This window comes from Psychromonas sp. KJ10-2, from assembly GCF_047323255.1.
GTDB lineage: Bacteria > Pseudomonadota > Gammaproteobacteria > Enterobacterales > Psychromonadaceae > Psychromonas.
This window is the reverse complement of record NZ_CP178827.1, coordinates 2915549-2926597: the sequence shown is the minus strand read 5'-3', so window position 1 is coordinate 2926597 and position 11049 is coordinate 2915549. Positions and strand designations below refer to the sequence as shown.

Here is an 11049-nt window from a genome sequence, read left to right as displayed (position 1 = left end):
ATGCTCCTTTTCTGATGGTGGCATAATACGGAATAAATTAGTGCACAAAAAGCATCGTTTTTTAAATTCATTAGTGCCAAAATAGCAACAATAAACATTCAGGAGTACCATATGGATACCACTAGCCGCCTTTTAATTTTCCTCGAAGTAGTAGAACAGGGCTCATTTGCCAAAGCAGCAGAAGTCCGAAATATAGATCGCTCGGTGATATCTAAACAAATTAGTCGTTTAGAAGATGAACTAGGCGTTCGCTTATTGAATCGCTCAACCCGTTCATTTTCGTTAACCGCCGCGGGCGCAGAGATGACCAAAAAAGCGGTAGAAATACGCGAACTATTGGGTGAAACACTTCGTTTAGCTGAAAACTTCCACCAAGAGCCACGCGGCATCTTAAAAATCACTAGCTCCTCTATTATTGGCCGACGTTATTTACAACCTGTTATCAATGATTTTCAAAAACGTTTTCCACAGGTTGAAGTGGAATTACGTTTAGATGACCGCGTAGTAGATATTATTTCAGAAGGTTTCGATTTAGCCTTTCGTATCGGCAAACCTAAAGACTCTTCATTAATTTCTCGACCACTCGCGCGAAACCGCTTATTAATCCTAGCCGCACCAGAATTTATTAAACATTACGGCTTACCAGAGAAAATCGAAGACTTGCTTAACTTACCCGCTGCTAGTTTTGCTAACGCAACCATTCGAGTCGGAGAAATTAAATATATTGATGGAAATGGGGTTGCTCAGGAACAAAAAATAAATAGTATTTTTCGCAGTAACGATCCTGAAACATTACTAATGAAAGTACTCTCAGGCAGTGCTTATTCGATTACCCTGAGCGTTTATGATTAATGATGAAATCAAGGAGGGTTTATTGATTCCTCTCTTACCTGACTTAATATTAGAAGATTACCATCCAATGTACGCCGTTTATCCACATCGAGACTTACCGGTGAGAACACGTCTATTCTTTGATGCAGTACGTGAATATATAGGTAAAGAAATCCCTATCTGGGAACAGTCGATCCCAGACTTTGATCAACTGTATCAAGCTTAAACAGTAACTATAATGCACAGTGTTCATAGGTTATGTGAGCACTAATTACCTCATTAAGTATATAAAAAACAGTAATTTATATTGAACTTTTTGCATTTCCATTAAACCTGATAACTATTACATCTAACCCTGTAAATAGTTCATACATAATCCCTTCAACATTTACACCAAAAAACAAAAAATCTTTAAAAACAACAAGATAAAAAACTGGCACACTATTCGCAATATCTCCAATACACATCAATTAAAGGAGACAAAATATGAAGCGCATGACAACTATTGCACTTTCGACTGTACTACTTACTTCATCAACACTTGCATTAGCAGGTCAGCAAGATTGGAAAGATGAATCACTTGATGCATGGATAGACGGTAAAGCTGAAACGACTTTACTACTTAATACAAACCTCAACTCTTTTGATATAGATACCGAAGTAGAAGATGGTGTAGTGACATTAACAGGTGATGTTAATAGTGGTATTGAAAAGGCCTTAGCTGGTGAATTAATCACTGGATTAGAAGGTGTTAAAAGCGTTGATAACGATTTAAACATTTTAAATGAAGATGCTGATACAGATATCGATGATAAAGCATTATCAGCATTGACCGATACCAAAATCACTACTGTTGTAAAAACACGCCTACTAATGGCAGACGATGTTAGTGCAATGGATATCGAAGTAACAACTACTGACAATGTGGTGTTGTTAGCAGGTAACGTAGACACAGAAGCTGAGCATGATTTAGCGATGAACTTAGCGCGAAATACAGACGATGTGACATCAGTTATCGATAAACTTGAAGTTACCCAATAGACTTTCAATGAGTTAACAAACTATTAACTTTTACTTAACCTTGAGTTAACCATCAACCTTATATAACTATATAACGAGGAGCTACAACATGATTCGCTGGGTATTTATATTCTTGATAATCGCTTTAATCTCAGCAGTACTGGGTTTTGGCGGCATTGCTGGCGCAGCTGCAAGTATAGCTAAAATTATATTTTATCTTTTTGCAATACTGTTTGTTGTATCAATTGTTTTTAACTTAATTAGTTCAAAGAAATAGGAAACACCATGAATAATTCAAATACATATGAATCATTCGCTGCAATCGGTGCTGCATTCATGTTACTGGGTGCATGTAGTGAAGGGCCTGCTGAAAAGACAGGTAAAAAAGTAGATAGTGCAGTAACAGATGTAACGAACAGTATTGAAGATACTTGTGAAGATGTAAAAGATTCACTGAACACAGAAGATAAAGACTGTTAATAACTGTTACTCATTAGTGGCGTACTTAAGTACGCCTACTTTTACATTGATAAACACTATTCCCCATTCATCTTTATTTAAGGAATAAACAATGAGTAATATTTTTGAAGAACTACGTGAAAGCCATGAAAAACAACGTCTATTAATGGATGCACTCACCAGCACTAAAGGTGATTCAGCAACCCGTCAGATTTTTTATGCGGATTTGAAAGAAGAATTACAACAACACGCCATTGCAGAAGAGCGCTATTTTTACGCGCCACTGATCAAAAAAGACAAAACCGTAGCGTTATCTCGACATGGTATTGCCGAACACCATTCTATTGATAAAATCATTGAGCGACTGGATAACACAGAGTTTAGTTCGCCCGCTTGGTTAACCATAATGCATTCATTACAACATAGAGTACTGCACCATTTAGAAGAGGAAGAGCATCGATTTTTCCAAATGGCTGGTAAAGTATTCACAGAAGATCAAAAGCTACATCTAGCAACCCAATATCACAAAGAGATGGTTAGCTAACCATTATTTAGGATCACAAGATTTATTATCTAACCTATCATAGATAGTGTTGATCGATTTGATATCAGGGGTTACTCATGTTTATAACTAAATATTACTTACTTGGTGTGGCAATAAGCACCACATTAGCTTGGTTGATGCCATGGCTAATTTTAAAGTTATTATTTATGTGGGTTGCCCTATCTTTAGCGATTGTTAGTTTTGCTTATCTAGTGAATTTTCCTTCTATTTTTAGAAAAAACAGCGATGGTAAAATTGTTGCCTGGATACAATGGCTGTTTATTCCTTTTATGTTAGGCATTAGAGGTTATAACGCATGGGCAAGAAAATATGATTCGGTCCCTGCAATCCAAAAAATAAGTGATGATCTATACCTTTCAAGACGCCTACTTCCCTCTGACCTCGAGTTTTTAAAATCTCAAAATATTGATTGTATTTTAGATTTAACCGCTGAATTCGCTGGGCTTGAAAGTGCGATGACAGATAAACATTTTCAATATTTAACATTGCCTGTTTTAGACCATAAAGCCCCTACCCTAAACAAATTACGCCATGCACTGTGTTGGATTGATGCACAGCGTTCTCAATCGAGATCTGTGGTTATCCATTGTGCATTAGGTCGTGGTCGATCAGTATTTGTAATGGCCGCCTACCTATTAAGTCAAGATCCAAACTTAACTGTCGATCAGGCGTTAGAGAATATCCACTCTATTCGTTCATCGGCGAATTTAAATAAACGACAATACAAAGCCTTAAACTCCGTACATGAAAAGCAAAAGTTATTGTTGCCGACACCCACCTGGATGATCGTAAACCCGGTATCAGGTTCTGGAAAATGGCGATTACATCAACAACAGTTGATCAGAGAGCTCACTAAAAAACACTGTTTAAAAATTGTAGAAACCAGCCCTGAAACTAGTGCAACAACCTTAGCAAAACAAGCTATTCAAATGGATGCGAAGGAAATTATTGTTTGTGGTGGTGATGGCACAGTCACTGAAGTAGCAGAGCAGATTATTGAAAAAGATATCGTATTAGGCATTGTTCCTTTTGGTACTGCGAATGCGTTGTGCCATGTTTTATATGGATTAGAAGCAAAATTTTCTCCCGTAGAGAGTGCTTGTAAAGCCATTTTATCAGATCAAGTGCGCAGCATTGATACCGCACGTTGTAACGATAAATTAATGTTATTAGTCATGGGTATTGGTTTCGAACAACAAATGATTGAATCAGCAAGCCGAGAAAATAAGAATCAATATGGACAAATGGCTTACTTAAGTGGATTTTTTAATGCCATCGCATCTAATAACCCACAAAAATTAACCATTAAAGTGGATGATCAACCCCTTACGAATATTGATGTACAAAGTTTAGTTGTAGCTAACATCGCTCCATTTAGCACAGTTTTAGCACATGGTGGTGATGTGCCTGAACCAGACGATGGTAAATTACATGTAACTTACCGGATTACAGAAATAGTATTTCTGAAAGAGTATTAGCACTATCTGACCTCGCTTTCTCCAGTTTAGGGATACAAGAAAAATCCACAGAGTTTGAGTATTGTGCCGGTCAACATATCCAGATTATGGCAGACCAAGTCATAGATTATGTGGTAGATGGTGAAGATTACTGTGCAGAGCAAGTGACACTGAGTATCTTACCCGCCTCTCTAAAAGTAAAAGCGATAGCTAAAACCTAATCACAAATAACTCTCGTTTTCAGTAAAATAAACTAGTGCGTTCGACTCTGTTTCCCTTCTCTATATTAATGCCATAAACAACCTATTTTGCGGGCACTATTTCACATTTTTTTATCTCTGTTAAAAATGAAAACATTATAAAATTTGACAAATTTGCTTTGCATCGCGATGATAAGGATCCCCTATCAAGAGTTGATTCGTTATCGTGAGATCAAATTAATGCAAAAATTAAGCTTATTACTAAGCATACAGAACGAATCATTACGCCAATCAATATTGAATAACAACGAGTTAAATCAATTCGATGTTACTGCATTGCCAGCACAGCAGGATTGGATATCACAACTAGCAAAAACCTGCCCTGCAGTGGCTGTGATAGGCGTTAATGAATTTAGCGAGGCAGACTATCAAGCATTATCTGCACTTGAAATATTAAATGAAATGGATCTAATTTTAATTAGCTCAGGCTTACCCAATGCCAACCTAGATAAGCTAATGCAATTGGGCGCTATTTTTCATTACCGTATGCCGCTGGATCTAGAGATATTGTCAGAGACATTACAAGATGTAAGACAATCACACCTATTAAAAAGTCCGGTAGGACAAAAAGTCGCAACCAGTGATTTAGACCAATTTGGTCAATTAATTGGTTCTTCAAGCCCGATGCACAAGCTTTATCGTGTTATTAGACGCGTGGCAAAAACCGATGCATCAGTACTCATTATTGGTGAAAGTGGGTCGGGTAAAGAATTAGTCGCACAAACTATTCATCAAGCAAGCGAACGTAGCCATCAACCTTTTGTTGCCATTAACTGTGGTGCGATCAGCCCAGACCTAATTGACAGTGAATTATTTGGTCATGATAAAGGTGCTTTTACCGGTGCTGATAAATCACACCAAGGGGTATTTAAACAAGCACAAGGTGGCACATTATTTCTTGATGAAGTGACGGAAATGCCGATCGAACATCAAGTTAAATTATTACGTGTATTAGAAACCGGTGAGTACCGTCGAGTAGGTGGGCAAAACGTGCATTTATCCGATGTACGTATAATTGCGGCAACCAATCGTGACCCACAAACCGCCATTGAAGAGCAAACTTTACGTGAAGATCTGTATTTTCGTTTAGCCCATTTCCCAATCACAGTGCCGCCTTTAAAAGAGCGTGGTTCTGATATTATTGGCTTAGCTAAACACTTTATTGCTCATCAAAATGCACAAGAGACAAAAGCTAAAACCATTTTAGATTCAGCCATTGAAAAAATTGCACACTATGAATGGCCAGGCAATGTCAGAGAATTGAAACACACCATTGAACGTGCTTTTATCCTCGCCGATGAAGTGATTAAAGCGGAGCATATTATCTCTGATACTCCCTCTTTAGAGACTCATTCATCTCATGAAGATCACGTGCCGACAGGGATCCCACTGACAGAGATTGAAAAAACAGCTATCGTTAATACGCTGGATAACAATGCGGGTAATAAAACCAAAACCGCACAAGATTTAGGGATCAGCGTAAAAACCTTGTACAACAAACTAGATAAATATGAAGTACCTTAGTCTTAAAGTTTAAGTGAGGGTTAAAGTCAAACCTGAAATCTAGTTGAGGTGATCAAAAAGACTGATCACCTCTCTTTTAAAATCAGATGAATACGGCCAAATATCTCTAACCTTTCCAACACGGTACTAACGCAGACCAATAGCGGAACACCAATCAGCATACCCATACTTCCCCATAACCAGCCCCATAAGATCAACCACATAAAGATGATTAATGGATTTAGGTTAAAGCTTTTCCCTAATAAAGTCGGTGTAAGAAATTGACTTTCCAACATATTAATAAATAGATAAATAGAAATAACAATAAAGGCATAACTCATGGAATCAAACTGTACATAGGTCACCACGGCAAAACAGATCATAGAAATTAATGGGCCTAAATAGGGTGCAAAATTCATGATGCCAGCTAATGCCCCCAGAGAAATGGGTCCTCTACGCCTAAAATAGAAAAGACAATCCCTACCACAACGCCCAATAAAATATTAATTAAAGTCACTGTGCCTATATATCGAGATAAGTCATGCTGAATGGTTCTGACTAACTCAACGGTTTTACGTTTATTCTCGAAACTATCAAATTGCATTAATAAACCAGTGAATAATGAACGACCATAACTCAACATAAAATAAGCCATAAACAAAGCCATCATAAATTGAGTAAGCATGGTTGGTGTTGCCATGGCGATACTTTTCACCAAAGACACCATAGTATCGCTCTTAAATTCACCGACATTACTGTCGTCCATAATGGCTTCATTTGCGGCACTATTAAAGCTGGTATTATTGGCGGCGGTGGATATTTCCTGCGATACATCTTTAACAAGCGAGGGTAATTTAGCCCACCATTCCTGGGCAGGACCACTTAATAAGCTTAATCCACCAAATATTAACCCGACAATTAAAAAGATAACGGCTAGTACACCTATCAACCTAGGCAAACCAATTTTAACCAGGTAATTAACCACTGGACTGCATAATAAAGCAATGAAAGTACTGATAATAATCGGCAACAGAATAGATTTAGCAAAGTAAATACTGACCAACAATACAATACAAAAAATGAAACCAAATCCCATTGAGTATAATTTAGTGAAGTCGTTATTTTTAATGCTATGAGTAACGTGTTGATTCACGTCAGAAGGGGTTGGTTTAGGTGGTTGTTGTAGCCCATCGTTCAAGATTGTAACTCCATGAAAGCACTTTTAATACCAATCAGAATAAGTAACGCTGCCGATCCTTGGTTTATTTTTTACTGTTAAAATAGTTAAAACCTAACGAGGCAAGTGGATATAATGTTTTTATTTTTCTTCTGTATTTACTCAATATAAATATACCTAATGCACTGACACCAGTGACAACAAAGGGGTGCTCTTTAGTATGTTTATGAATATCATTTAAGAATAGTTTAAGTGATAAATCAAGCTGTCTTAGCTGATCCTTTCCCTCTAACCTTTTTAACTTAATCGAGTGATTTAGATGCTTTAGAGACGACATCTATTCCCTCCTTAATTTGTGCAATCGTGTCTGTAAACCCAATCATTTTCATTAAACGTTTTTGCCAATAGGCTAAACCAGCGAGTACTAACAACATAGATAGTAACGATGTGCCGACTCCAACTAATAAGTATCCAGTTAGGCTATAAAAGACAATACCAATGGCGATGCAGGTGCTAAATACAAATAGAATTAATAATGGAATGAACAGAACTTGACATAATAAAAACTGCTTACTCGCTGCAATACTGCGTAACAGTTCCATAAAAAACACTTGGATGGTCGACTCAGACCACTTACCAAGTGCATCTATGGTGTCCGATAACTTATTAAACATACTGCTGACTTCATTGAATTTTTGTTCAATTTGTTCAGTATCAAATAAGTTATCTGACTTAGCCTCATCAGAGATCTTATTTTCATCGCAAACTGGTTCATTGTTGTTTGTCATAAAATCTCCGATTCGTTAATTAACTAATTATTTAATTAATTTAGATATAGCCCAACCTGCTAAGAATGCACAGCCAACGCTTAATAATGGACGCTCTTTGATAACATTTTCTGCTTGAGCTGTTGCTGTTTTAATTTTTTCTGAACCTTCATTTAATGATGCTTGCGCTTTATTTTTTAAAGAGTGAACAGCCTCAGTGGCAGCTTCTTCAGCTGAATGATAAGCATCTTCTACTTTGCTTTGTGTTTCTTGAGTTTTTGCTTTAGTCGTTGTAGTAGCCATGTGTCAATCTCCTTAATAATAGATATGTCGCTTTCTATTAAGTGAAAAATAATAGAGGGATTAAATGCCCCTATTCTCGATTGTTCAATATAATTATTGCGAAAGTCGTGCCAACAAAACAAAAAACTATAAGCAGTTGATTTTTAATAAAATAAAATAAATAAGTAAGAAAAACATGGAATGTTAATGATGTAGTTTTTACAGCAGCAACCAATAACCCTGTAAAATTTACTCATTAATAGAAAAGACTAATAAATGAATAATGAAGTGAGCGTAGTGATTGCTGCACTTCAAATTAATAATCAATAAAAGTGAAATTATTCTGCTGGTTTTAAGAAATATAACTCCGCTAAACCATTATGAATTGCCGCTAACTCAACTTGAATATTATCAATATAATCATGCAAGTAGCCTTTTTTCAATTCACGAACATCTTCACTTTTTAACTCATCAATGGCATGGTCTATGACGTCAATGATTTCTGCTGCATTCGGTAAAGGCTGAATTAGTACTTTTAATTCTTCTAAGCAGAATAATATTGAACGAGGGAAGACCTCATTGTGCATCACAAACTCAATAACATCAGAGCGCTGTACACGTACCCCCATCTCTTGACGATACATCTGGTAGGCACTGAGAGAGCGTAAAAGACTTATCCACTGTATATTCTCGTAGGGTTGCGCTTCTTTACTGGTGATTAAGGTTTCAGAACGAATATCTAAGATACGAGATGTCATATCTGCACGCTCAATCATCAAACCAATGCGGATAAAGGTATAACCCACATCATGGTTAATAGTGGCATCTAAGGTACCAAATATTTGATGAGCAGCGTCGATAATGGTTTTTAGATAGGCAAATCGCCCCCGTTTACTTAACCCCTCACTTTGATTATCTTTCACATAATAATAAAGTGAATTGATCTCTTCCCAAACATCTCTTGGAATAACATCTCGAATAGTACGTGCACTCTCGCGCGCTGAAATAATCGAATTTAAGATGGAGGAGAAGTTATCTTTACCCACCAATAGATAACGTAACGCTTTTTGCTCAGAGAAGTCTGTATGTGTCTCTAAATAAGCTTTACGTGCACCAATAATATCTACTAAAGGCTCCCAACCTGCACTTACCCCTTTTGGTAAGTCCATCATCAACATATTATTAACGTTGATTAAGCGAGCGACGTTTTCTGCTCGTTCAATATAGCGAGATACCCAATATAAAGTTTCACCGACTCTTGATAACATATTATTTAGCCTCCTCGTCTACAATCCAAGTATCTTTACTACCGCCACCTTGAGATGAATTCACCACTAATGATCCCTTAGTCATAGCAACACGTGTTAAGCCACCAGTTGTTATCTGAGTATCTTTTCCAGAAGACAAGATAAAGGGTCTTAAATCAGCATGGCGACCATCAGGAGTAATGCCATCTAAGGTAGGTACAGTGGATAAATCTAAAGTTGGTTGAGCGACCCAGTTACGAGGATCCGCTTTAATTTGAGCAATGGTTTCCTGTTGCTCTTTTTTAGTCGATTTAGGGCCAATCAATAAACCATAACCACCGGATTCATTGGCCGGCTTTATCACTAATTTATCGATATTCTTGATCACATGATCACACTCTTTAGGGTCAAGACATTTAAAGGTAGGTACATTGGCAATTTTCGCCTCTTCACCTAAATAATATTTAATTATTTCAGGTACATAAGCATAAACCACTTTATCATCAGCAACCCCTGCGCCAGGTGCATTGACTAGGGCAACATTACCCTTAGACCAAGCTCTCATTAAGCCGGAACCCCTAATTGAGAATCAGGTAAGAAGGCCTCTGGATCCAAGAAAAGGTCATCAATACGACGGTAAATAACATCCACACGTTGCAAACCAGTAATCGTACGCATATAAACGCAATCATCTTTTTCCACAACCAGGTCGCGCCCTTCCACTAGCTCACAGCCCATCTCTTGTGCAAGATAACAATGCTCAAAATATGCGGAGTTAAATACACCAGGGGTTAATACCACGACTTCCGGTTTATCATCTGGACGTGGAGACATTGCAGCTAACATATCAAAGAGTTGGGAAGGGTAATCATCGACGGGTAAAATGGGGACTTGTTCAAATAATTCGGGGAAGACTCGTTTCATTACGGAGCGGTTTTCAAGCATATAAGAGACACCTGATGGAACCCGTAGATTATCCTCTAGGACATACATGGTTCCTTTACCATCTCGGACTAAATCTGAGCCACAAATATGCGCCCATATTTTGTTAGGCGGGGTAATGCCAACACACTGCTGACGGAAGTTGACTGACTTTTCTAATAAACCTTTGGGAAAAATACCATCTTTTATTATTTTTTGGTCATGGTATAAATCATCAATAAATAGATTTAATGCTTCAACGCGTTGTTTTAATCCAACTTCTACACCTTGCCACTCTTTTTTACCAATAGTACGAGGAATAATATCAAAGGGCCAAGCTCTATCAATCATATTTCCTTCATTATAAACGGTGAAGGTAATGCCCATCTCTTTAATCGCTAAATCAGCCACCGCTCTGGCTTTCTTTAACTCTTCCCCTGACAAGTTTGCAAAAAATTCAGCAAGTTGTTTCCCGTGTACCCTGACGTTCCCCTTAGCGTCAATTAATTCATCAAAAAAACCATTCGTTTGATACGCTTTCCAGTCAATTTCCATACACT

The 11049-nt window shown here is 37.4% G+C and carries 9 protein-coding genes and 3 pseudogenes; 7 read left to right on the top strand and 5 right to left on the bottom strand.

What is annotated here, in order from left to right:
* The first annotated feature begins 111 nt into the window (after nucleotides 1–111).
* The 7 genes and pseudogenes from ACLKL2_RS14185 (at nucleotide 112) to ACLKL2_RS14155 (ending at nucleotide 6116) form a co-directional block, all read left to right on the top strand.
* Nucleotides 112–1057: pseudogene (locus tag ACLKL2_RS14185) on the top strand (LysR family transcriptional regulator).
* Between the two features lie 260 nt (nucleotides 1058–1317).
* Nucleotides 1318–1872 carry a BON domain-containing protein gene (locus tag ACLKL2_RS14180; protein ID WP_413692228.1) on the top strand — a complete coding sequence of 185 codons (555 nt, stop codon included), beginning with the start codon at nucleotides 1318–1320 and terminating at the stop codon, nucleotides 1870–1872.
* An 88-nt stretch (nucleotides 1873–1960) separates the two neighbouring features.
* Nucleotides 1961–2128, top strand: coding sequence for a DUF1328 family protein (locus ACLKL2_RS14175; protein WP_113817437.1), 168 nt, complete (start codon nucleotides 1961–1963; stop codon nucleotides 2126–2128).
* A gap of 8 nt (nucleotides 2129–2136) precedes the next feature.
* Nucleotides 2137–2331, top strand: a complete 195-nt coding sequence (locus ACLKL2_RS14170) for a hypothetical protein (protein WP_413692227.1) — start codon at nucleotides 2137–2139, stop codon at nucleotides 2329–2331.
* A 91-nt stretch (nucleotides 2332–2422) separates the two neighbouring features.
* Nucleotides 2423–2854 carry a hemerythrin domain-containing protein gene (locus ACLKL2_RS14165; RefSeq protein WP_413692225.1) on the top strand — a complete coding sequence of 144 codons (432 nt, stop codon included), beginning with the start codon at nucleotides 2423–2425 and terminating at the stop codon, nucleotides 2852–2854.
* A gap of 77 nt (nucleotides 2855–2931) precedes the next feature.
* Nucleotides 2932–4353, top strand: a complete 1422-nt coding sequence (locus tag ACLKL2_RS14160) for a diacylglycerol kinase family protein (RefSeq protein WP_413692224.1) — start codon at nucleotides 2932–2934, stop codon at nucleotides 4351–4353.
* A 419-nt stretch (nucleotides 4354–4772) separates the two neighbouring features.
* Nucleotides 4773–6116: a sigma-54 interaction domain-containing protein gene (locus ACLKL2_RS14155; protein WP_413692223.1), complete on the top strand. Its 1344-nt coding sequence runs from the start codon at nucleotides 4773–4775 to the stop codon at nucleotides 6114–6116.
* A gap of 65 nt (nucleotides 6117–6181) precedes the next feature.
* On the opposite strand, the pseudogene ACLKL2_RS14150 reads toward ACLKL2_RS14155, so the two are convergent.
* From ACLKL2_RS14150 to ACLKL2_RS14130, 5 genes and pseudogenes are all read right to left on the bottom strand, one after another.
* A pseudogene (locus ACLKL2_RS14150) lies at nucleotides 6182–7191 on the bottom strand (AI-2E family transporter).
* Between the two features lie 383 nt (nucleotides 7192–7574).
* Nucleotides 7575–8060 carry a hypothetical protein gene (locus ACLKL2_RS14145; protein ID WP_113817432.1) on the bottom strand — a complete coding sequence of 162 codons (486 nt, stop codon included), beginning with the start codon at nucleotides 8058–8060 and terminating at the stop codon, nucleotides 7575–7577.
* A 27-nt stretch (nucleotides 8061–8087) separates the two neighbouring features.
* The gene (locus tag ACLKL2_RS14140) at nucleotides 8088–8342 is read right to left on the bottom strand and encodes a hypothetical protein (protein WP_113817431.1); all 255 of its coding nucleotides are present in this window, start codon (nucleotides 8340–8342) and stop codon (nucleotides 8088–8090) included.
* Nucleotides 8343–8659: 317 nt separating this feature from the next.
* Nucleotides 8660–9589 carry an alpha-E domain-containing protein gene (locus tag ACLKL2_RS14135; RefSeq protein ID WP_413692222.1) on the bottom strand — a complete coding sequence of 310 codons (930 nt, stop codon included), beginning with the start codon at nucleotides 9587–9589 and terminating at the stop codon, nucleotides 8660–8662.
* Nucleotide 9590: 1 nt separating this feature from the next.
* Nucleotides 9591–11044: pseudogene (locus ACLKL2_RS14130) on the bottom strand (circularly permuted type 2 ATP-grasp protein).
* Between the last annotated feature and the right edge of the window lie 5 nt (nucleotides 11045–11049).